Raw genomic sequence first — 24145 nt, 5'->3', positions numbered from 1 at the left:
GCAGGCGCCGCGGTCCTGGCCGGCCATCGGGGCCGGGCCGGAACCGCGGCGCCTGGCCGGGTTGGGTGCGGACGCCGGTCAGCGGCCGGTGAAGACCGCCTTGCCGGGGCCGTCCGAGACGAAGGAGGTCAGGCCGACCCGTCGGTCCTCGGTGGCCCACAGGCCGGCGAACAGGGCCGCCTCCAACCGCAGCGCCTCCGACAGGGCGAGCTCCGCCCCGTCGTCGATCGCCTGCTTGGCCGCGGCCAGCGCCTGCGCCGGACCGGCCACGTACCGTCCGGCGATCTCCCGGGCCCGCAGCAGGACCTCCGCGGCCGGCACGACGACGTCGGCGATGCCGATCCGCTCGGCCTCCGCCGCCCGCACCTGACGGCCGCTGAAGACCAGGTCCTTGGCCCGCGACGGTCCGATCAGCCGCGGCAGCCGCTGCGTGCCACCGGCCCCCGGGATGACACCCAGCGTGATCTCGGGCACGCCGACCTTGGCGTTGTCCGCCAGGACCCGTACGTCCGCGCACAGCGCGAGCTCGAGCCCACCGCCGAGCGCGAAGCCGGTGACCGCGGCGACCACCGGCTTCGGGATCCGCGCGACCAGCTCGAACGTCGAGGACAGGTCGCGCACCCAGGCGGTCACCTCGGCGAAGTCCATCGACGCCATCTGCTTGATGTCCGCGCCGGCCGCGAAGACCTTCTCCCCGCCGTAGAGCACGACCGCCCGGACCCCCGGATCCCGGGTGGCCTCGAGCGCGGCCGTCCGCAGCTGGCCGGCGACCGTCGCGTCCAACGCGTTCATCGGCGGTCGATCAAGCCGGATGGTCCCGATCCCGCCGTCGACCTCGAGCCGCACGACGCTCATCTACCTGGTCCTCCCACCGTCGGAAATCTCCCCCACCCCCGATCGCGGAGGCAGGCAGTGCTGTGCGTCCGGCCACCGGGACGACGTCCCGTCCGAGCCGAACACGCGCCGTGGCCGGTCCATCCGTCCAGCCCGTCGCAGGCCACGATAGGGCGACCGGCGCTGATCTTCATCGCTCACGAACCGTCACGACAGTTCGAACATCGACATCGACGTCAACGTCGGTGTTCGAGCGACGCCGTGGCGGACGGTGGGCTAGCGTCAACCGAATGTCTGATGTCGGCGCAGCTGAGCGGGTTCGTGAGCTGGGTCAGGTAAGCCGGGCCGACCGGAGCGCGGCGGCGCCGCTCGGGGTGACGTTCGACGGCGCCGGGGTGAACATCGCGGTCGTCGCACCGGGGGCGGACGCGGTCGAGTTCTGTCTGTTCGACGCGGCGGGCGCCGAGACCCGGCACCGTCTGCCCGAGCGCGACGGCGGGGTGTGGCACGGCTACCTGCCGGGGGTACGTCCGGGCGCGCGGTACGGGCTGCGGGCCCACGGGCCCTACGACCCGGATCGCGGGCAGCGGTACAACCCGGCGAAACTGCTGGTGGATCCGTACGCGCGGCAGGTGACCGGCGATCTGCGGGCCGACCCGGCGATCTACGGCTTCGGTGGTGGCGATCCGTACGGACGTGACCCGGACTCCCGCGACTCCGCCCCCTACGTCCCCCGCTGCGTGGTCACCGATCCGCACGGCGACGCCAGCGACACCGGTCACCCCGACGACGCCGGACGTCCCGGGGACGGTGCGCGGGAGCGGGGTCAGGATGGTGGGTACGGGCATCCGGCGCGGAATCGGCCGGCGACACCGTGGTCGCGCACGGTGGTGTACGAGGCGCACGTCCGCGGGCTGACCCGTCGGCATCCGGGGATACCTCGGGAGCTGCGGGGCACCTACGCGGGGCTCGCGCATCCGGTGGTGGTGGAGCATCTGGTCCGGCTGGGGGTCACCGCGCTCGAGCTGCTGCCGGTGCACGCGTCGGTCTCCGAACCGGTCCTGCTCGAGGCATCAAAGATCAACTACTGGGGTTACAACACGCTGGCGTTCTTCGCGCCGCACGCGGCCTACGCGGCCAGCGACGATCCGGTGGGCGAGTTCCGGACGATGGTGGCCACCCTGCACGCCGCCGGGATCGAGGTGCTGCTCGACGTCGTGTACAACCACAGCGCCGAGGGCAGCGAGCGGGGTCCCACGCTGTCGCTGCGCGGGCTGGACAACACGACCTACTACCGGGTCGAGCCCACCGATCCGCGGCGCTACCGGGATGTCAGCGGCTGCGGCAACACGCTCAACGTGACGAACCCGCACGTGGTGAAGCTGATCTGCGACTCGCTGCGGTACTGGGTCAGCGAGATGGGTGTGGACGGGTTCCGTTTCGACCTCGCCAGCGCCCTGGCCCGCAACCCCGACGGCTTCGACCCGGCGTCACCGCTGCTGACCGCGATCCACGCCGACCCGCTGCTGTCCGGGGTGAAACTGATCGCCGAGCCCTGGGACGTCGGCTCGGACGGCTACCAGGTGGGCGCGTTTCCCGCGCCGTGGGCCGAATGGAACGGCCGTTTTCGCGACACGGTGCGCGACGCCTGGAACGGACGCACCAGTGCCGTCGCCGACCTCGGCTATCGGCTCACCGGCTCGTCCGACCTGTTCGAACATGGTGGACGTCGACCGTGGGCGTCGGTCAACTTCGTCACCTCGCATGACGGCTTTCCGCTGGCCGACCTCGTCTCGTACGCGACGAAGCACAACGAGGCCAACGGGGAGGGCAACCGGGACGGGGAATCCGACAACCGGTCGGCGAACTACGGCGTCGAAGGGCCCACGGACGATCCGGGCACCCTCGCTCTGCGGCGCCGGGTCCGCCGTGGACTGCTGACCACGTTGCTGTTGTCCGCCGGGGTACCGATGCTGCTCGCCGGGGACGAACTCGGCCGCACCCAGGGCGGCAACAACAACGGCTACTGCCAGGACAACGAGACGTCCTGGCTCGCCTGGCCCGACAGCGCCTCGAGCGACAGCGCCTCGAGCGACAGCGCGGAGGCGGCCGGAAGCGGCGATCCGGCCGGCGACGATCCGATGCTCACGCGCCTGGTGTCGGGGCTGGTCGGCCTGCGCGGTGAACTGCGTTCGCTGCACCGCGACCGGTTCTTCCACGGCGGCGAGTCCGACGCGCGGGAACTCGCCGACATCACCTGGCTACGGGCGGACGGGCAGGTGATGTCGCAGGCGGACTGGTGGGCGGCCAGGCTGCTCACTCTCATCGCCCATATCGCCGGCGACCCGGCCGGCGACGAGCGGTCGGGGCTGCTGTGCGTCCTGCATCCGCACGGGGAGGACACCGTCGTCACCCTGCCGGGCGCCCCCTGGGCGCAGCGGTTCGAACTCCTGCTGGACACCGCCGAAGAGGATCTCGGTGGTTTCGCGGCGCCGCGGCCGGCCGACGGGCGGGCGCCGGCGGTCGGGCGGGCACTGGCGGTCGGGGAACAGCTGGCCGTACGCGCCCGCAGCGTCGTGCTGCTGCGGGCGCGTCGACCGGCGACGACGGATGCGCCCGAGCACCGGCCGGCGGCGACGAACCCGGGCTGGTGAACACCACCAGCCGCGCGGAGTCCGGTGGCCGGCGGGGAAGCCGGCCACCGGATCCGAGGGTGGTTACGGGTTGGCGACCAGGCCCAGTTCGGCGACGCTGGCGGCCAACGGGTGCCGGGGCAGGACCCGCACGGTGTAGCCGAACGGGCCGGTGCGACCCAGCGGGATGACACCCTCGTAGCGCAGGGCACCCTCGGCGTCCTCGACCCGCTGCAGCGACAGCGTGGCGGGGACGAGGATGCGGTCGGCGAGGTCCACCCGGCCGTAGGAGGCGATCACGTCGACGTCGGTCGGGGCGAGCCCACCGAGGTCGACCGTCGCGCGGACCACCAGCGACTGGCCCACCTGGGGGGTGTCGCCAAGGCCGGCGGAGTCGACGTTGAGCACCCGCACACCCGACCAGGCGCCGCGCACCCGCGCCTTCCACGCCGCCAGGTCACGTGCGCCGACGAGGCCGTCGGCGGCGACGGCGCGGGCGGACGCCCCGGCCGGCACGTAGTACCGATCGACGTACTCCTGCACCATCCGGCTGGCCAGCACCTGCGGGCCGAGGGTGGACAGGGTGTGGCGGACCATCGACGTCCAGCGCCGCGGCGACGAGGTGGGCGTCTCACGGTCGTAGAACCGGGTGGCGACGGTGTTCTCGATCAGGTCGTACAACGCGGCGGACTCGATGTCGTCACGACGGTCGGGGTCCTCGACGCCGTCCGCGGTGGGAATCGCCCAGCCGTTCTGGCCGTCGAACATCTCGTCCCACCAGCCGTCCCGGATGGACAGGTTCAGGCAGCCGTTGAGCGCCGCCTTCATCCCGGACGTGCCGCAGGCCTCCAGCGGACGCAGCGGGTTGTTCAGCCACACGTCCGAACCGGAGTAGAGGAACCGGGCCATGCCGATGTCGTAGTCGGGCAGGAAGACGATCCGGGCACGGACGGTTGGGTCGTCCGCGAACTGCACGATCTGCTGGACGAGCTGCTTTCCACCATCGTCGGCGGGATGCGCCTTGCCGGCGATCACCATCTGGATCGGGCGTTCGGGATGCAGCAGCAGACGGCGCAGCCGGTCCCGGTCGCGCAGCATCAGGGTGAGTCGCTTGTAGGACGGCACCCGGCGGGCGAAACCGATCGTCAGGATGTCCGGGTCGAACACCGACTCGATCCAGTCGAGTTCACCCGGTGCCGCCCCGCGCTCCAGCCAGGATGCCCGCAGCCGGCGGCGGACCTCGGCGACCAGGCGTTCCCGCAGCACCCGGCGGGCCGCCCAGACGACGTCGTCGTCCAGGGTGCCGAGGGCGTCGAAACCGGCGGTGTCGTCGCGGAGCAGACCCGCGCCGGACGCCCGCTCGGCGAGTTCGAGCACGGTGCGCGACACCCAGGTCGGGGCGTGCACACCGTTGGTGACCGAGCCGATCGGCACCTCGGCGGAGTCGAATCCGGGCCACAGGCCGGCGAACATCTCCCGGCTGACGATCCCGTGCAGCTTGCTGACACCGTTGGAGCGCTGCGCCAGGCGCAGGCCCATGTGCGCCATGTTGAACACGTTCGGGTCGGGTTCGACACCGAGGTCGAGGATGCGCTCGACGTCCACCCCGGGCCAGGCGTTGTCCCCGCCGAAGTGGCGGGCGACCAGGTCGCGGGGGAACCGGTCGATGCCGGCGGGCACCGGGGTGTGCGTGGTGAACAGCGTGCCGGCGCGGGCGGCCTCGAGCGCCTCGTCGAAGCTCAGGCCGGTCTCGACCAGTTCGCGGATGCGTTCGAGCCCGAGGAAGCCGGCGTGCCCCTCGTTGGTGTGGTAGACCTCCGGTGCGGGCGTCCCGGTGACCGCCGCGTAGGCGCGCAGGGCCCGCACACCGCCGATGCCCAGCAGCATCTCCTGCAGCAGCCGGTGGTCGGTGCCGCCGCCGTAGAGCCGGTCGGTGACGCCGCGTTCGGCCGGCTGGTTGTCCTCGACGTCCGAGTCGAGCAGCAGCAGCGGTACCCGGCCGACCTGCGCCTTCCAGATCTGCGCGTGCAGGGTGCGGCCCTCGGGCAGGCCGACGGCGACCTTGACCGGACGTCCGTCGGCGTCGGTGAGCTGGGTCAGCGGCAGACCGTGCGGGTCGATTCCCGGGTAGCGCTCCTGCTGCCAGCCGTCCCGCGACAGCGACTGGACGAAGTACCCCGCCCGGTACAGCAGGCCCACGCCGATGATCGGCACGCCGAGGTCGCTGGCGGTCTTGAGGTGGTCGCCGGCCAGGATGCCCAGGCCGCCGGAGTACTGCGGCAGCACCTCGGTGATGCCGAACTCCGGGGAGAAGTACGCGATCGCCGACGGTGCGCTCGCCGCGTGCTGCCGCTGGTACCACAGGTCCGCACCCAGATAGTCCTGGAGATCGTCGGCGAGGTCGGTCAGCCGGCGGACGAACCGGCGGTCAGCCGCGAGCGCGACGAGCCGGTCGTGGTCGACCTCGCCGAGCAGGCGAACCGGGTCACCCTTGGTAGCCCGCCACAGCTCCGGATCGACCGTCTCGAACAGGTCGAGTGTCTCGGGATGCCAGGACCAGCGGAGATTCAGGACTAGTTCCCCCAGCGGAGCAAGCTGCTCCGGGAGCTGCGCACGGACGGTGAACCGTCGGAGGGCTCTCACGAAGTGGTGAGCCTAGACAGTCCGGGTGACGTCAGCACACGCGGGTTCGACCTGCGGGTTACGTTCACCGAACAACTCACGTGGTGGCGTGCCGATCGGTCACGTTCCTGCGCGGTTCGCCCGGCCGGACGGCTCATCTGACCGTCCGGCCGGCCGCGCCGGGGCGGCTACTCCTCGTCGTCGCGGGCGCCGCGGACCCGGTCGGCGATGACGGCCATGACGGCCGGGTCGCGCAGGGTCGTGACATCCCCGAGTTCGCGGCCGGCGGCGACATCGCGCAGCAGGCGGCGCATGATCTTGCCGGAGCGGGTCTTGGGCAGGTCGTCGGCCCAGATGATCCGACGCGGCCGGGCCAGTTTGCCGATCCGCCGGGCGACATGATCGCGCAGCTGCGCCTCGACCTCGGCGTCACCGATCCGCTCCCCGGCGAGCGTCACGAACGCGACGATCGCCTGCCCGGTCTGCTCGTCGGGTTCGGCGACGACGGCGGCCTCGGCCACCGCCTCGTGGGCGACGATCGCCGACTCGACCTCGGCGGTGGACAGCCGATGCCCCGACACGTTGATCACGTCGTCGATCCGTCCGATGATCCAGAAGTAGCCGTCGGCGTCCAGCCGGGCCGCGTCGCCGACCACGTACGTCGACGGACCGAACCGGGAGAAGTAGGTCTCGACGAACCGCTCGTCGTCCTTGTAGAGGGTGCGCAGCATCGACGGCCACGGTCTGGTGATCACCAGGATGCCGGTGCCCTCGGTGAGCGGCTTGCCGTCCTCGGCGAACAGCGCCGGGCTGATGCCGGGCAGCGGACGGGTCGCCGACCCCGGCTTGGTCGCCGTGACGCCCGCCAGCGGTGAGATGAGCACCGAGCCGGTCTCGGTCTGCCACCAGGTGTCGACGATCGGGCAGCGGCCGCCGCCGATCACCAGGTGGTACCACAGCCAGGCCTTCGGGTTGATCGGCTCGCCGACCGTCCCCAGCACCCGCAGCGACGACAGGTCGTGGCGGCCGGGAAACTCCGGGCCCCATTTGATGCAGGTCCGGATCGCGGTCGGCGCCGTGTAGAACACGGTGACCCGGTACTCCTCGATGATCCGCCACCAGATATCCCGGTCCGGATAGTCCGGGGCCCCCTCGTACATGACGGACGTCGCACCGTTCGACAATGGTCCGTACACGATGTACGAATGGCCGGTAATCCAGCCGACATCGGCGGAGCACCAGTACACGTCGGTGTCGGCGTCGATGTCGAACACCATGCGGTGGGTGTAGGTCGCGCCCAGCAGATAGCCGGCGGTGGTGTGCAGAATACCTTTCGGTTTCGCCGTGGAACCGGAGCTGTACAAGATGAACAACGGATGTTCGGCGGGCAGCGCCACCGCCGGGCAGTCCGGTTCCGCGGCGGCGAGCAGTTCGTCGTACCAGACGTCGCGCCCCGCCGTCATCGGCACCACACCGGGGTGTTCTCCCGGCCCGCGCACGACCACGATGTGCGCCAGCGCCGGCAGTTCGCCGAGTTCGGCGTCCACCGCCGCCTTCACCTCGGCTCGTTTCCCCTTGCGCCGCGCCCCATCGACCGTGACCAGCACCTTCGCCTCGGACACCGCCATCCGCTCCGCGACGGCGGATGGCGCGAACCCCCCGAACACCACGTTGTGCACCGCCCCGATGCGGGCGCAGGCCAACATCGCCACGGCCACCTCGGGGATCATCGGCAGGAAGATCCCGACGACGTCCCCGGCCTGGACGCCCAGTTGACGCAGCCCGTTCGCGAACGCCTGCGTGTCGGCGAGCAGCCGCGCGTAGGTGACGTCGCGCCGTTCCCCCTCCTCCCCCCGCCAGTGGAACGCGACGCGTTCACCGCGACCGGCGGCGACATGCCGGTCGAGGCAGTTCACCGAAAGATTCAGCGTCCCGTCGGCGAACCAGGTGTAGAAGGGCGGATTACTGTCGTCGAGTACCTGGGTGAACGGGGTCTCCCAGGTGAGCAGGTCACGGGCGGCGTCGGCCCAGAACCCCTCGGGGTCGGCGTCCGCGGCTGCCTGGTCGGCCTCGATGTGACGGCGGCGGGTGAATCCGGCCGGTGGCTCGAACCGCTCCACCGCCAACAGTTCCTCGAGTGTGCGCTCGAGTGAGACCTCGGTTCTGGCCTCGGGCGTGGCTTCCACGTCGGTCACGGTTCCTCCCACGTCGCTGTGTCCTGGGAACGGCTCTCCGGTATACCACGATTGTTCACCGTCAGGCCGGCACCACCGCCCCGCCATCCCAGCGGCCGTCGGCGCGGACCTGGGCCAGCAGGGCGCTCAGGAGCTGCTCACCGGCCCGTCCGCCGGCGTCCGCGGTGATCGTGACATGGGGGGCTGTCCAGGCGAGTTCGTGCAGTTCGCCGTGTGCCGGTCGGACGGCGGCGTCCGCGGCGAGCAGCATCGGGATGTCGAGCACGGAGTCACCGGCGGCCAGCTGGACCCGGGTGCCGGTGCGACGGCGCACCTCGTCCACCGCCCGTTGCTTGGTCAGGGCGGTGGGCACCAGGTAGACCTTGCGGCCCTGCTGGGACACCGACCAGCCGCCCGCCTCGACCTGGGCGGTCAGGGCGGCGAGATCGGGGATGTCGAGGCGGTCGTGGGCGACCACGTAGACGAACAGGTCGTCGGCGGCGCGCACCGTGCGGGCCCAGCCGGCGGCGAACCGCTCGGCGAGCGCGAGCATCGTGGCAGGCGGGGCGCAGTCGGTGAGGTCCGCGGCGACGGTGGCCGCCCAGGCGGGGTCCGGCTCGCCGTCGACCAGCAGGTGCCCGCCGTTGGCGGCGATCGCGTACCTCGGCCGGATGCCCAGGTCGACCCGGCGGTACTGGGCCAGCGTCCGGGTGGTGACGGGGACGACGACCGCGACGCGGTCCAGTTCGGCGAGCAGTTCCAGTTCCCGCGCGGTGGCGTAGGACTGCGGCGCGCCGTTGTACCGCTCCACCTCCCGCACCACCACCGCGGCACCCGCCGCGCCCGCCGCCGCCGCCGCCGAGGCCAGGCTGTCCTCCGCCGACGAGACCGCCGCTGATGAGCCCTCCGCTGATGAGCCCTCCGCCGGTGCGACCGGGATGGGCAGCAGCAGCGAACGGGCGGAGAAGATCAGCGTCTTGTCCAGGTCAAGGGCGGCCAGGTGGAGCGGCCCGGCGCCGGCGGTCGCCGAACCGGCGGTCACGGAGCCGGGCAGGCACGACCCGGCGGCGACCGGTCCGACGGTGCTCACGTGGTCGGGGGACGCCAGCGGGCCCCGGGGGTGTGGAACGTGGGGGTGGCACCGAGTGGACGGACCAGGCCGACGCAGGAGAAGGGCAGGTCGGCCCGCTCCTCGACGGGGACCCCGCGGTCGGCGGCGAGGGCGAGCACATGGGCGAGTTCGTCGAGGCGGTCGGGGGCGACCAGGATGCGCCAGGGCACCCGGCGCAGCAGGACCCGGGTGGCCTCGCCGACACCGGGCTTGACCATGACCACGTCGGGGATGTCGTAGTCGGCGGCGATCCGTTCCACCGCCGCCCAGCCCTCCCAGGTCGGCGTGCGGTCGGCGGCCCACAGGGCCGGCCAGGTGGCATCGACCTCGTCCGCGACCGCGTCGAACTGCGCGGCGACCGTCTCGATGAAGTGGCGGGACAGGTCATGCGGGGCGAGGTCACGGTAGAACTTGGCGCCGTGGAAGTCGTCCGGGCCGATGTGCTCGGCGTTCAGGACGGTGCGGCTGACCAGGCCGCTGACGGTCGAGTTCAGGCAGGCGCTGGGGATGAGGAAGTCGTCGCGGGTGCCATAGAGGGACACGCAGCGAGCCGGGTCGGCGAGCACGGCGAGGGTGTCGTCCAGGCCGAGACCTGCCAGCGCCTCGGTGAGCACCCGGGTCATCACGCCCTTGCCGGTCCAGCCGTCGACGAACTGCAGCGCGGCGCGGTCGAAGCGGTCGGTGAGGTGACGCACGGCGTTCATGTCCACCCCCCGATCCTTGATCACCGAAATGGCGTGGTGGGGGACGTCCAGACCGTGGCGGAAGCCGTACCAGCGACGCATCAGGATGCCGACCGGGGTGCCGGCCCGGGCGATCGACACCAGCACCGGCTCCGGCTTGGTCACCCGCACCAGTTCGGCGACCACCCCGGTGGCCAGGGCCACCCGCCGGGCCGACCGTTCCAGTGCCTGGTGGTAGAGCCGCAGGTAGCTGTCGTCGGGCTGGTACTCGACCGGGAGGTCCTCGGAGTAGTGCCGGCCGGCCTGCATCGCCTCCTCCCGATCCTCGGTGGGCCGTTCGAGGTCGACGTCGCTGAGGTCGGTGAGCAGGAACGTGACGTCCGCCGGGTCGTAGGACCCCGACCCGATCGTGCGCACTGGCGTGGTCATGGAAGCGTTCTGTCCCCTCAGAGGGAGGCCACCATCGGCGCTGGTCGCGGCGGTGTCGGGACCGGTGGGACGGGCGGCGGCGGGGAGCGGCGACGGTGCGGCCGGGCGGGGGGCCGGAGACTGGGCGGCGATGGTGAGCACGGTGACGGGGGCATGCTCGCGGAGCTGGGCGACGAGGCCGGACGGGTCGGCGACCGGGATCGGGGCGCTGGCGTCCACACCCGCGTCGACGATCACGACGATGTCGTCATAGCGGCCGGGACGCACGTTGTAGACGTGGCTGACCCGGCGCGGGTCGTCCGGTGCGGGGAAGGTGAGCGCGCTGCGGATGGCGCAGCCGTCGGCGTCCAGGGGATGCACCGGGGAGCGCGTCGTCGACTGGTAGCGGACGTCCCCCGCACCGCCACGCGCGAGCGCCCGCGCGATGCGCATCGGCACGTACATGAACTCCTCCGTGCCGAGCACCAGCGTGCGCCCGGACGGCACGGTCAGGGCGGCCCGCACGGTCGCGGCGAGGGGGTCGAGCAGCGCGTCGAGCCGGCGCCCGTCACGCGACGACCAGCCGAACCGCCCGCCATCGGGCAGATCCGCCGGCCACGACGCGCTCAGCCAGCGCACCGGTGAGGAGGAACCGAGAGCGAGCCCGGACTCGGACTCGCGGCCGGAGCCGGGGCTGGAGTCGGAGTCGGGGGCGGCGTCGGGGTCGGGCGGGAGTGGGGCGAAGCGGGCGCGGATACGGGCCGCCCGCTCGGCGATGTCCGGTGGCACGGCGACGGTGGCGGCGATCAGGGAGACGACGTCGATGCGGACCGCGAGTTCGGCGGCGAGCTCCGTGAACGCCACCTGCGCGAGCGCCGGACGGGCGTCGACCAGCGCCGCCACCACGTAGTGGCCGCGGGGCGCGTGGGCGTGCAGGCCGCGGATCGTGCCGAGCGCGGTCCGTCCGGTGGACAGTTCGTCGTCCACGAGCACGATCGGACGGGTGTCGTGCAGGATCGCCGGGTCCCGTGGGACCAGCCAGTGGAACGAGGCGTGGGAGTGCGACTCGGTGAACTCCAGCACCGGCGGCACACCCGGGGTGTCCCGGCGGGTGGTGTGCAGGTAGTGGCTGCCCGGCAGGCCGTCGGCGACCGCATGACCGAGCGCCGTCGCCGTCTCGCAGTAGCCGATGACCAACGGCCCGTCCTCGACGGCGCCCTGGCCGGCAGCGCCCTGGCCGGCAGCGCCCTGGCCGGCAGCGCCCTGGCTGGAAGCAACCGGGTCGAGGGCGGTGAGACCGGGGGCGGTCAGACCGGGCAGGCGTCGGACCTGGGCGGCGAGGCGGGCCCCGGCGGCCAGGGCCGTGGCCGGGTCGACCGGCAGGTGTTTGCCGAGCACGCGGCTGACCAGCAGGTGCGCCCGGCGGGGGTTGCGCCGAAGGGCGAGGCCGACGAGGGCGTCCAGACCGCCGCCGTCGATGTCGGCGGTCACCTCGGCGACCAGGCCGAGTTCCGACCACAGCCAGCCCGCGTCCGTCGCCGGACCCACGGTGGTGGTCATCAGAGCGCTCCAGCGGTCTCGGCGGGGACGTGGACGGCGGCGGGCTCGGGGCGGTCAGAGCCAACAGAGCCGACGGAGGCGACGCTCGCGGCGGTCGCGGCGAGGACCTCGACGAAGGTGTCGCCCTCCCGCAGCACCCCGAACGCACGGGCCCGGCGCAGGACGGCCTCGGCCCAGGCCCGGTGCGGGCCGAGTTCGTTCATCTTGTTGGCGTAGGCGGAGCGGCGCACCCCACCGGCGTTCCCGGTCTGGGCGTTGCCGGTGAGGATGGTCTCGGCGTCGGCGTACTCCTCCTGGCTGACCACGTGCAGGGCGTGCACGGCGGGGATGTGGCTGGGATGGATGACCGTCTTGCCGCACAGGCCGTTGGCCCGGTCGAGGACGACCTCGCGGATGAGCCGGTCCAGGTCGGAGGAGACCAGAGCGCTGCGCATCCGCACGGCCTGCTCGCCGTCGACGCCCTCGACCTGTTCGAACGGGGTGACCCGCAGGGAGCTGACGAACAGCCGCTCGGCGGCGGCGAAGTACTCCCACACCGGACCGGTCACGATGTGGTCACCGCCGCGGGCGCAGATGTTCACGATGTCGGCGATGCAGTCGCGGACCACGGCGATGTCGTAGATCGTGAGGTCGCGGTCGCGGCGCAGGCCGAACAGTCCGCACAGGTCGGTGGCGCCCAGGCGGATCGCCAGCACGTGGTCGGCGTGTTTGTCCACCAGCCGGCGCACGGCGCCAAGCGCCTCGACCCGGGTCTCCCGGTTGATCACCGGTGGGCTTTCCAGCACCGGCATCGCCCACAACGGCCGGCCGATCGTGTCGGCGGCTCGCAGCACCGCCTCAAGCGCCACCTCGCCGCCCTCCTCGGAGAACTTCGGCAGGACGAACCCGGCCAGGCAGGCCGCCCCGGCCGCCCCGAGCCGCCCGATCAGGTCGGGGATCTGGCTCACGGCGCGGACCCGAACGAACAGCAGTGGCATGCCGGCGCCGGAGCGCGGCGGATCGTCGGCGAGGTCGCGCAGCGCCGCGACGACGTTCGTCTCGGCGGCGGCGACCTCGGTGTCGGCGATCGCGTCCTCCAGGCACAGCACCATGGACGTCACCCCGGCGGCGGTCTGGCGCCGCACGTCGTGGGCCAGCTGGAACCGGGTGCCGGGCGCGTAGAGGGTGGCGCCGAGCGCCGTGGCGAGCAGCCGGCGGTCGCCGTCGGCGGGGATCTCCTCCGGCGGCCGGTAGAACAAAGCCTCGACCACCGGGGGGTCGAGGAAGGCGAAGTGGCGCACGCGGCGATCTCCTCGTCTCCCGCGGCGACGTCGCCCGATCTTCGTCCTGACCTTCGTCCTGACTGTCGCCCGCGCGGCGCCCGGTGTCCCATCCCCGGACCCCGCCCCGAAACCGACAAGATCGTGAAACGTCGCGTTTGGGCTGACGCTACCCGTCCGGGTAGGCCCAGCGACAGACCATGACGACCCTCAACCAGATGACACTCTTCTGTCACTTGACGGTCATCATCACATCCACCCGGGGCCTGGCGCCGAGAAGGAAAGCAGGGGCCACGCCGCCCACATCGGGAGGCGTGGCCCCTGGGTGACCGGCCGCGCTTCGCCCGCGCGGGGCGCGGGACCGGCGGCCGGGATCAGCTGCCGGGATCAGCCCGAGCCGCCACCGAACAGCGTCTTGTACTCGGCGGCGGACTTGGGGTTCTGACCCCCGTTCATGATTGTCGAGCAGACGTTGCCCGGGGCCGCGTCGGCGAAGTAGGCGTCGTAGCCCATCGTCGTCCCGGCCGACCTGAACGTGTCGTACATCTTCTTGATGTAGAACGGGTTGTCCCCGCCGCCGTCACCGGAGCAGGACGCCACGCCCCACTCGCCGACGCCGACCTTCTTCCCGTGCTGCTGGGCGAACCGGATCACGTAGCACAGGCCGTTGACGTCCTCGCACTGCTTGTTCCAGGTCGCGTCGTCCTTGGACGGCGGGAAGTGGTCGTAGGAGTCGATCCCGACGTAGTCGACGTACTCGTCGCCGGGGTAGGCGCTCCACGGGCTGTTACCGCTGGGCACCGGCGAGGCGTGCGCGTTGAACGTCCAGTCGATCTTGACCTGCGGGTCGGTGGAGCGGATCGCGCTGGAGATCTTCTGGAAGCAGGTCTTGAACGCTGCCGCGTCCGAGTCGCTGTGCCAGTACATGAAGGTCCCGTTGAACTCCCAGCCGATCCGGACGATCGAGTCGGCTCGGTTGTGGGCGACCAGGGAGGTCCCGAGCTTCTTCCACTGCTCGTCATAGGCGCCCTTGGCGCACTCGCCGTTGCTGCCCTGCCCCTGGGGGTAGGTCGGCTCGCTGATGAGCAGTTTGCCCGGGAAGGACTTGAACTGGTCCATCAGCGAGGTCGGGTCGACCAGGCCGCTCCACCCGGCGGTGCGGGTGGTGTAGACGTGCACCAGGTCGTTGGCCCGGCCCCGCCAGTTGCCGAACTGGGTGAGCGAGGCCAACTGGTGCGACTGGTAGCCGGACATCCAGGGCAGACCGGACTGGGCGCCGCGGGTGTCTCCCGCGCCGCTGCCCGCGGCCGCACCGGACGAGGTGCCGCCCGCGGCCGCCGTGGTGGCGACTGCCGCCGGGGCGGTCGCGGCCGTGGTCGCCGCCGGAGTCGCGGGCGAGACGGTCGGGGGCCCGGTCGTCGGAGTGGTCGGGCCGGTCGTCGGGCGGGCCGAGGGTGTCGGCTTCAGCGTGACCGAGGGAGTCGCGGCGGTCGGGCGCGGGACGTCCGCCGTGCTCGCGTCGGAGGTGGCTGGGGTGGCCGTCGCCGTCGGGGCCGCGGTGGCGGACCCGGTCGTACCGGAGGAGGTGCCGCTGGAGCCGACGGGAAGGTTCGGCAGCGGTGGCGCGGCCTTGAACTCCGCGGCGGCGGCCTCGGGACCGACGACGTCCAGGGAGCCGTCGGCGGCGGTGCCGCCCTGGGTCGCCTTGACGTTGACCGCGCCCTTGAAGTCGGGCGGGACGCGGAAGCCGAGGATGAACCGGCCGTCGGCGTCGGAGCGGATCAACGCGCTGCCGCCGAGCCTGGTCGTCAGGGCGGCGACGGAGACGTCGCCGTCGGGCGCGAAACCACGACCACCGACGAGCACGATGTCCTCATCGAAGAGCACCAGCGCGATCCGGCTGGTGGTGCTCGGGGTCATCGTCGTGAGCGGAACACCGGGGACCGGCGTGGCCGAGGCGCTCGCCGAGGCGGCGGTGTCGATACCCGGGGTCGAGGCCGCGGTCGGAACCGGGGGGGCCGCGGTCGCGGGGGAGATCGTCGCCTGGAGCAACCCCACGATGAAGACCGTGGCGAGGCCGAGACGGGTGCCGGCAAGGATGGGTCGACGGGACGGTCGGGATCGACGGTGGGCGGCACGGGAACGGCCCGGCCCACCACGGGACAAGGGAGAGACCGGGCGGCCGACCAGAGGGGTAGGTCGGCGACGAGGGGTCGAGGCCATGCTCGCGCGCTGCCTTTCGGTGAGGGCGAGAGTCGACACACCTGTCGGAAACGGCACCGATCGACCACCGAACCGGGCCGCATCACGACCGCCGCTGGAACGTCCCCTCCGCGCTGGCCGCGACATGCGACCGCTCAGCGTTCCCTACGGGTTCGACGGCACAGCGTTGTGCTGCCAGGCGGGCTGCACGGAGCAGCCCGTTCGTGATGCCGGCCGACCCTTGCCACGCGATCAGGACGAACCGACAGGTGCCCCGATCCGATGTCAGATACCCACCAGATCGGTACTGGAACTGCACGTGATGGGACCAATCGTAAACGCACCGCAGGCGTCGAGGAACGTCGCTTGGGCGAATACTTTCCGTGGTAGCACCATCATTGCCGATCTGGCACGACATCTCCACATATGAACTACACCAAGACAACACAAGGCCGATATATGCACTCCGTACGCCCGGCCGTGTGTCCCCGGTGTGATCTCCATCCGAACACGGGCCCTTCGTCCTGGCCCCAACGTCCGCCTGACCGGGCCGTCGAACCGCGCGGAACCCAACAGGCCCAGCGGACTCAGCGGACGATCAGGTCCTCGTCGGCGGGATGTGCCACCGTCCAGCCGCTCGGGTGCAGCGCCGGCAGCAGCCGCACACCCCACGGCAGTTGGGCGCCGTCCAGGGTGACGTCGATGGTCCGGGTGACGGACTGGTCCACCGCGGCGAGCCGGGACAGCTCGTGGGCCTCGGCGGCGGCCCGCGGCGGGGCGGTGCCCGGCCGGGCGTACAGGATCAGCTCACCGACCGGTCCGGAGGTGTGGACCTGCACGCGCATCGTCCGGCGCCGCCAGCCCGACCGGCTCACCGAATAGGTGACCATGGGCAGTGCCGTCCCGGCCGGCGCGCCCTCCCCCGCTCCCCCGGTCCCCGGTCGCGCCGCCGCGGTGAACGCGGCCCCGGCGCCGAACGCCCGGGCAAGTCCGATCTCCTGCGCGACCTCCGGCTGACCCCCGTCACCGGCCGGGACGGCGGGAAGCGGCCCGGTGGCGGGCACCGTCGGCCCGCCCGCCGCGATGGCGAGCTCCTCGGACGGTCCCATGCCGGTCGTCGGTCCCATGCCGGTCGTCGGTCCCATGCCGGTCGTCGGGCCCGTGCCGGTCGTCGCGGCCTCCGCGCCGGCCCCCGCCTCGGCGGCGGGCGCGGCCACCGGTGAACCGGCGGGTACGAAGGGGGCGGCCGCGCTCGGCCCGGTGCTGGCCGGACCGGCTGGGATGACGGGCGTCGGTCCGCTGGCCGGACCGGCCAGGTTCGCGGGCGAACCGAGCGGGGCCGGCGAGGCCGCAGGGGCGGGCGAGGCGAGGGGGGCGATCGGGCCGGCCGGCGCGGCGGGCTCGTCCCGCACGGGCAGTGGCCCGGTGACCGCGTCCAGGGGTGCGAACGGGCTGGGCCGACGCCGTGGCAGCGGCCCCCCGGACCCGGTACTACCGGACCCGGCGCCGCCGCCACCCGCCGTGGCCGGCGCCGCGTGACCGGGACGCGGTCCCGACATGGTCCGCGGTCGATGGGTCGGCGCGGTCGGCAGGGCGGTGTGACCGACGGGTCGAACCCCGCCCACCGGTTGCAGCCGGCCCGCGGCGGCCGGCCCGCTCATCGAGTGGACGCCACCCAGGGGATGCGGCGCGGTGACCGGGTCGGGGTCGAGCGGATGCCCACCGGTGGTCGCAGGAGCCGACCCGGCGGGCGCCGCCATCGGCGGCGGGTCGACACGGGTGGCGGCTCGGGCCAGGACGCAGACGCCGGTGCCGGCGACCCGGACGATCCCGCCGGCCCGGTACATCGGGTAGGCGGCCACGTGGTAGGCCCAGCCGTCGGCGGGGGCGGCCAGATGCCAGCCGCCCTTGATCTCCAGGCTGGTGTTGGTGACCCGGGCGCTGGCGGCGAGCGGATCGTCGGGACCGCTCGGCGCACGGTCGCGCCGCCACAGCACCCTGGCCTCGGTCACCCCGGGTGGCATCTGGAACGACAGCACGATCGCGTCCCCGCGGTCGTTGGCCCGCAGGTCGCGCACCGGTTCGATGACGACGTGGCGCAGCGCCCGGCCGACGACCACGACGTCGCCGTGCACCGTCACCGGGGTGTAGACGACCTCGCCGACCGGCGCCGACTCGACAGCCTGCCCGCCACGGCTCGCGGCTACCAGACGCACCGGGCCGGTGATCGCCCCGAGCGGCACCTCGTCGCCCTCGGCGCCGAGTCCGCCCAGGGGCAGCGGACCCGATCCGGGGACGGTCAGGCCCCCCGGGCCGCCCGGGCCGGGGGGGACGGACGCCGCGTAGATCCGAACCTCCAGGCCAGACGGTGGCGTCCAGCGCAGGGTGGTGCGCCCGCCGGCGGTGACGGCGCGCAGGTCCTGCACGGGCCGCGGACGGGCGGTCACCTCGATCTCCGCCTGGATGCCCTCGGTGTGCGCGGGCGCGCCGGAGGCGTCGGGGTACTCCACGAACACGCGGTAGCGGTAGGTGACCCCGGCGACCACGTCCAGGTCGTGGAAGCCGTTCCCGGCGATCCTGGCCTGCCGCGGCGCCTCGTGGTCAGCGCCCACACCGGCTCCGGCGGGGGCCGGCGCCGGCGGGTTCACCGACTCCGGGGAACCGGCCTGTGTACCCGCCGTGGCGGGCGGGCGGCTGGCGAGGGAGGCGGTGCGCACGGTCCGTTCGATCGTGACGGGCGGAGTTCCACCGTCCAGACGCCATTGCAGCCGGACGCCGGTGGCGGTGCGTTCGGCGCGCAGTTCGCGGACGTCCCGGGTGCACACGACGGGGGCGGTGACGACCGGCTCGGAGCGGCGTTCGCCGCACACGGCGGTCACCTCGTAGCGCACCGGTGTCCAGGCCGGCGCGCCCGCGTCCGACAGTTCGCTGGCGCGGGTGGCACCGAGGCCGCGCCGGGCCAGCGCCGCGCCACCGCCGTCGACGAGCAGCAGCCGCTCGACCCGGTAGGACACCGGTGTGCACACCGACGGCGACGGCCGCCAGCGCAGCTGCACCGAGCCGTCCGGGCCGGGGGTGGCGGTGAGGTCGCTCGGTGGTGGCAGGGGCAGCGCGGCCAGGGCCGCCAGGGCCTCCCGGTTGTCGGCGGCGCTGGCGAGCACGGCGACCAGGGCCGCCTCCTGGTCCTGCGGGGGCAGGCCACGGGCGGCCTCGACCCGGCGGCCGATGACGGCGGCGGCGGCGACGAGTTCGCCGAGGACCTCGCCGGGGGTGCGGCCGTCGGGACCGGGCACGTCGGCGGCCTGGGCGGCAAGCCAGCGGGCGTCGGCGAGGGCCGCGTCGGCGCGGCTGGCGGCGCGGGCCTCGACCAGGGCACGCCAGCCGGCGTCGGCGGCGCCGAGGGCGGCGGACAGCCGGGCGCCGAGTTCCTCCGCGGCGCCGGCGACCGGGCCGCCGACGGCGACCAGCACCGGACGCGCGGCGGCGAGCAGCTCACCGGCGGTTCGCGGTTGGCCGCCCTCGAGGGCCCGGCGTACCGCGGCCAGCGCCTCGGATGCCTCCTTGGCCTGGCGCAGGCTGTGCCCGCAGTGCCGGCAGACCACGGCGGCGGCCTCGGTGAAGGTGCCGCACGACGGACAGGTGGTGTAGAGGTCGGTGTCGCAGTAGCGGCAGTGCTGGGCCGTGCCGGCGGCCTCGGGACGACCGCAGCCGGGGCAGACGACGTAGTCGACGACCCCGCCGACGTTCACCGCGGCGCCGAGCTCCCGGGTGACCCCGAGGACGACCGACTTGGCCTGGGCCGCGGTCAGGCCGCGGCCGGTGGCCAGCGCCGCCCGGACCAGTCCCTCGAAGGCGACGGCGGTGAGCTCGCCGTCGAGCACGACGTGCTCCTCGACAGCGGGGCGCAGTTCGTCGGCGGCGTCGGCCAGCAGGCCCACGGTGTAGGCGGCGGGGTCGCCCTCGATCAGCCGGGCCCAGGCCAGGGCGAGCAGGTCGGCGGCGACCGTCTTCTCCCGGTCGTGCGGGCGGCGGTTGTTGGCGGCCGTGGCCGCGGCGTGCGCGGCGCGCAGCCGTTCGGGTGAGGCGTCCGGGGTCAGGCCGAGGAACGCCCACAGGGAGGCGCTGGAGACCCGGTCGCCGCCGCGCAGGCTGCGCAGTTCGCCGAGGCGCTGGGCGATCTGGCTGCGCACCTCGCGTGGCAGCGGCTCGATGCCGCCGCCGGCCCCGTCGACGATGAGCTGTTCGCGCCCGAGCCGGGCGTCGAACTCCGCGGCGGGCACACCGGCTGCCGCGGCGAGCCGGCGCAGGCCCTCGACCCGGGAGGCCGGGATGCCACCGAAGCGCTCCCGCACGGTGGCCAGGTAGCCGTCCACCTTCGCCAGCCGCTCGACGTCACCGCTGCGCCGGGTCGCCAGCACCCGGGCCCGTACCTGTTCACGCGAGTAGGCCTCGCGCAGCGGCTCCTCCCACTCGGCCCGCCGTCGCACGAGTTCCGTGGCCAGCGTCGCGTACTTGGCCGAGTTGCGCTCGCGCTGCAGAAAGGCGAGTACCCGGACCAGTTGCGTGCCGACCTCGAAGTCGCTGTGGCTGACCGTGGGGTCGAGGCCGGCGATCAGGAAGGGATCAGCGGTCTCCACCGAGGAGCTCGCCCGCAACGGCGCCAGCACGCGCTGGCGGTACCCGCTGCCATCGAACGCCGCGCTCAACGATCCACCTTCGTCCCACCTGCCCGTCGGACCGGTCGGTGACCCGCCCGGCCCCCCGGGCGCCGAACGCGGTACGCGGAACGGCAGCTCAACCGTTCCACACCCGCAGGCCCACATCCGAGAGTAGTGAGCGACGCCGGGCCAGGTGCCTGGACGTCGCGGACATCGCGGTCAGGTTCGGGATCGAGTGGCATCGGCATGGCCGTCGCACTCGTTCCCGAACCCAACCTGGTGCCCGGGCCAGAACCTTACTGACTTCTCCAGCGACGCCCGTAAGCGCGGGTGAAAGTGGATTACTACAAATTCGTAACTGTTAGCGTTTTGTTAGTTCGTTAATACTGTTAAGAAGTGCAGGTAGTCGGCCTGCCCGGTTCAGTCCCGGCGCTTGAGCAGACTTACCTTGGCCGATTCCGTGGCCCGCATCTGGTCCGAGCCGACCCCCGCCTCGACCTGCAGCACCAGTGGAGTGGCGGCACCCTCGTGCGATGCGGTAACCCGGATGGTCTGGTCCCCCGCCATCGCGAAGGTGACCTCCACGGGTGTCCCACGCTGGTGACCGGGGGGAATTCCGGTGATCGCGCCGGCCACGATCACCTTGTTGTCCTCGATCTCCTTGGATTCCGTGGTGGTGCCCTGCTCGAAGACCCGGATATCGACCTCGGCCTGGTCGTCGGTGACCGTGTAGAACGTGCGGACCACCGAGATCGGCAGCGGGTCGTTCTGATGCGCCAGGAACGCCGCGACGGGAACTCCACGGTCCTCGGCGAAGATCCCGAATCCTCTTGATGTGACGTTCGTCACCTTGGTGCGGACGAGATCCACGACGGACGCGGTCGCCAACCCCGCCTCGTCGGCGCTGGCCGCGGCCGCCCGCTCGACGTCGGCGTCCTGGGCCGCGGTCAGGTCCTGATCCGGGCGCAGCGCGCCACTGGCCACCAGGTCCGAGTGGACGGCCAGCTCCAGCGCCTTCTTCTGCCCGTAGACCGCGGCGCCCTTGGCCACGGCCAGGTCCGGGTCGACCAGCCGGGAGGTGAGCCCGAAGGACTCCTGCAGGCCGCGTCCGACCATCGGGGTCTTGCTCATCCCCCCGACCAGCAGACACAGGTCGATCTGCTCGACACCCTTCTCCCGCGCCCGGGCCAGCACCGACCCGGTCAGTTCCAGGGTGCGACGCAGCAACGGCCCGGTGATCTCCTCGAAGGTCGCCCGGGTCACCGGCACACTGACCCGGTGCCCCTTGTGCACGACGAGGACGTCCACGCTGTCGCGTCCGGAGAGGGCGAGCTTGGCGTCCTCGGCCGCCGACAGCAGCTCCTGCTCGTCGTAGACGTCGTCGAGCGGGTCACCCGCCGTCGGCTCCGCCTCGGTGAACTTCTGCGCCAGGTAGCGGACGAGCTCGTTGTCCCAGTCCGCCCCGCCGAGCTCGTGGTCGCCGTCGGTGGCCACCACCGTGATCGCGCCCTCGCTGAGCCGGATGACGGTCGTGTCGAACGTGCCGCCACCGAGGTCGTAGACCAGCACGGTCGACTCCTGGGCGCCCTCCTGGCCGAAGCCGTAGGCGAACGCGGCCGCGGTCGGCTCGTTGATGATGTCGACGACGTTGAGCCCGGCGAGTTCACCGGCGAGCTTGGTCGCCTTGCGCTCCTCGTCGCCGAAGTACGCCGGCACCGTGATGACGACGTCGGTCACCGGCACACCGGCCGCCCGCTCCGCGTCGGCCACCAGCGCCTTGAGCACCAGGCTCGACACGGCCGCGGCGCTGTACTCGACGTCGTGGGCGACGAACCGCCAGTCGGACGTGCCCATGTGCCGTTTGACCAGCCGGGCGACGTCGTCCGGGCGGATCCGGGCCTGGCGTTTCGCCTGGGTCCCGACCACGAAGGACGTCTCGCCCTCGGTGCCCTCGTCGAAGAGCACGACCGACGGTGTGGTCGGCTGCGACTCGATGTTGCGGATCACGTCCGGCCGACCGTACTCGTCGACCTGGGCGATGCAGGAGTAGGTCGTGCCCAGGTCAATCCCGAACACCTTGGTACCCGCCACCGTTTGGACTCTCCCTTTCACACAAGGTCAACATCTCACGCCCGCGCAGGGGCGGGGCTCTGTCAGCCCGGGCAGGCGAGCGGGCGAGCCGTCAGCGCGCGCGGTAGACCTCGGTCTCCGCGGGTCGCACGACGGTCGTCTCGCCGCGGACGAAGCCAGGGCGCACGGTGCGCGCGATCGTGCCGTCACGCCCGGGATCGTCCGTGGGCACGCGGCGCACGCCCAGATGCCGGGCCGGATCGAAGGTTCCGCCGGGAACGGCGGTGTAGGGACGCACGTCCACCGCGAAGTCGAGCACCTGCAGCAACTGCTTGCGCAGGATGCCCGCGACGCTCTGTGGATCGTCCGCTCCCAGGCTACCCATCTGATCGTGCAGCCTGATCAGCCCACGCAGCAGCGGCGCCATCGCCTCGGTCAGCTCACCGGAGCGCAGCCGGCTGTTCTCCGAGTGCAGCCGGTCGACCAGTTCGGCGTCGTGGCGGCGCAGCCGGGCCAGTTCGTCGACCCGACCGGCCAGCCGCTCCAGCGCCACGGCCTGGACCGCGCCCACCGAACCCGCCAGCAGATCGACCGTCGGCAGGATCGCGGTCGGTACATCCGGTTCGCCGTCACCGTCACCGTCGCCGTGGTCAGCGGTCGGCGCGGTGGTCCCCGGCGCGTCCTCGACCGGGTCCGGCCGCGACGCCGCCGCGTCGAGCGTCTCGACGACGACCAGCCCGTCCCGGTCGCCGGCCGAGGAACCCTCACCCATCCCACGCCCGGCGTAGCCCGATCCGGGCGGCTCTTCTATCCCGCTGGGGGCGCCCACCTCGGCCCCACCCGGCCCCTCCCCGACGGCCCGCTGGTCGTCCACGCGGGCACCCCGGTCACGATCGGGACGGCCGCGGTGATCGAACTCCACACCGCCACCGCGGTCCGGCTCAGCGGCGTATGCCGGGGAGGCGTCGTGGTCCTGGCCGGTGTCGTATGTCGGGCCGGCGTCGTATGTCGGGCCGGAGCCGTATGTCGGGTCAGAGCCGTATGTCGGGTCAGAGCCGTATGTCGGGTCGGCGCCGTGGTCCCGCTCGCCGGATGGACCCCGGTAGCTGGACGCATCCGCGTGGTCGGCGCGGCTCTGGTAGCCGTCCGACCTGGGGTAGCCGTCCGACCTGGGGTAGCCGTCCGACCTGGGGTAGCCATCCGGCTCGGGATAGCTGTCCGACCCGGGGTAGGCGTCCGACCCGGGGTGGCCAGCCACCTCGGGGTAGCCGTCCGGCTCGGGGTAGGCAGGCGACTCCGGGTATCCGGTGGGCTCCGGGTATCCGGACGGCTTCGGGGGATGCGTGTGGTCGAGATAGCGCTCGGAACCGGGGTACTCGCCGACGTACCCACCGGTCTCGGTCGGCTCGCCGTCGTGGTCGTCGTACGGGGCACGACCACCGAAGGCGCCGCCATCGTCGGAGTACCGGCGGTACCCCCCCGACCCCGCGCCGTCCACCGGCCCGGCGGTTCCGGTCGGCCCCGCGGGGAAACCGCGGATACCCACCGGCACCGAGGGTGCGTCCCAGTCCGGCGGGCCCGCGGCGGCGGAGTCATCGACCGGCGTGGGCCGGACGGGCGCGCCGTCGTCGTCGGCCCGCTCCACCTCGGGCTCCTCGTCCTTGCCGGGACGTCGGTCGGCCAGGCGACCGAAGAAGCTGCTGAGGCTGGCCGGCTGCCCGGACGGGCCCCAGGGTCGGTGCGCCCCGGGCGGGGTCGGGCCGGCGTGGCCAAGCGGGTCCACGGAGCGCCCCCGGTCCGGATGCTCGGCCGCGCTCGGATAACCCGACGGTCCGGTCGGCGGCGAGACCTCCGGGTAGCGCCCGCCCCCCGACGGGTCCGTCGGGGGGGCGGGGGGGGCCCGCCCCCGCCGCCCCCCGCGGGGGGCGGCC

The 24145-nt window shown here is 72.9% G+C and carries 11 protein-coding genes and 1 pseudogene; 1 reads left to right on the top strand and 11 read right to left on the bottom strand.

What is annotated here, in order from left to right:
- Nucleotides 1–78: 78 nt before the first annotated feature.
- Nucleotides 79–855, bottom strand: coding sequence for an enoyl-CoA hydratase/isomerase family protein (locus MXD59_RS23960; RefSeq protein WP_248814988.1), 777 nt, complete (start codon nucleotides 853–855; stop codon nucleotides 79–81).
- Between the two features lie 269 nt (nucleotides 856–1124).
- Here MXD59_RS23960 and glgX point away from each other — a divergent pair, with 269 nt between their 5' ends.
- Nucleotides 1125–3488 (top strand): glycogen debranching protein GlgX, encoded by a 2364-nt coding sequence (gene glgX / locus MXD59_RS23955; protein ID WP_248826846.1) that lies wholly within the window; start codon nucleotides 1125–1127, stop codon nucleotides 3486–3488.
- Between the two features lie 63 nt (nucleotides 3489–3551).
- Here glgX and glgP read toward each other — a convergent pair whose 3' ends face one another.
- The 10 genes and pseudogenes from glgP to MXD59_RS23905 all read right to left on the bottom strand — a co-directional run.
- Nucleotides 3552–6110, bottom strand: coding sequence for an alpha-glucan family phosphorylase (gene glgP / locus MXD59_RS23950; protein WP_248826845.1), 2559 nt, complete (start codon nucleotides 6108–6110; stop codon nucleotides 3552–3554).
- Between the two features lie 167 nt (nucleotides 6111–6277).
- Complete coding sequence (gene acs / locus MXD59_RS23945; protein WP_372512186.1) at nucleotides 6278–8371, bottom strand: acetate--CoA ligase; 2094 nt, start codon at nucleotides 8369–8371, stop codon at nucleotides 6278–6280.
- The gene (locus MXD59_RS23940; RefSeq protein ID WP_372512187.1) at nucleotides 8346–9305 is read right to left on the bottom strand and encodes a sucrose-6-phosphate hydrolase; all 960 of its coding nucleotides are present in this window, start codon (nucleotides 9303–9305) and stop codon (nucleotides 8346–8348) included. Before MXD59_RS23940 ends, acs begins: the two co-directional genes overlap by 26 nt.
- A gap of 44 nt (nucleotides 9306–9349) precedes the next feature.
- A complete protein-coding gene (locus MXD59_RS27870; protein ID WP_248815065.1) occupies nucleotides 9350–10486 on the bottom strand; it encodes a cysteine protease StiP family protein in 1137 nt (378 codons plus the stop codon).
- A gap of 216 nt (nucleotides 10487–10702) precedes the next feature.
- Nucleotides 10703–12025: pseudogene (locus tag MXD59_RS27865) on the bottom strand (phosphoribosyltransferase family protein); the annotation flags it as partial.
- The gene (locus MXD59_RS23925; RefSeq protein WP_248826844.1) at nucleotides 12025–13305 is read right to left on the bottom strand and encodes an HpcH/HpaI aldolase/citrate lyase family protein; all 1281 of its coding nucleotides are present in this window, start codon (nucleotides 13303–13305) and stop codon (nucleotides 12025–12027) included. The pseudogene MXD59_RS27865 and the gene MXD59_RS23925, both read right to left, overlap by 1 nt.
- A gap of 366 nt (nucleotides 13306–13671) precedes the next feature.
- Complete coding sequence (locus MXD59_RS23920; RefSeq protein WP_308301776.1) at nucleotides 13672–15342, bottom strand: glycoside hydrolase family 26 protein; 1671 nt, start codon at nucleotides 15340–15342, stop codon at nucleotides 13672–13674.
- A 731-nt stretch (nucleotides 15343–16073) separates the two neighbouring features.
- Nucleotides 16074–20192, bottom strand: coding sequence for a zinc ribbon domain-containing protein (locus tag MXD59_RS23915; RefSeq protein ID WP_248826842.1), 4119 nt, complete (start codon nucleotides 20190–20192; stop codon nucleotides 16074–16076).
- A gap of 372 nt (nucleotides 20193–20564) precedes the next feature.
- Nucleotides 20565–22235: an Hsp70 family protein gene (locus MXD59_RS23910; RefSeq protein ID WP_248826841.1), complete on the bottom strand. Its 1671-nt coding sequence runs from the start codon at nucleotides 22233–22235 to the stop codon at nucleotides 20565–20567.
- A 91-nt stretch (nucleotides 22236–22326) separates the two neighbouring features.
- On the bottom strand, nucleotides 22327–24145 hold a 1819-nt coding region (locus MXD59_RS23905; protein WP_248826840.1), incomplete at its 5' end, for a hypothetical protein.

The sequence above is a fragment of the Frankia umida genome (genome assembly GCF_023242945.1).
GTDB lineage: Bacteria > Actinomycetota > Actinomycetes > Frankiales > Frankiaceae > Frankia > Frankia umida.
Note: the sequence above shows the minus strand (reverse complement) of the source record. Positions and strands in the feature narration are given on the sequence as shown.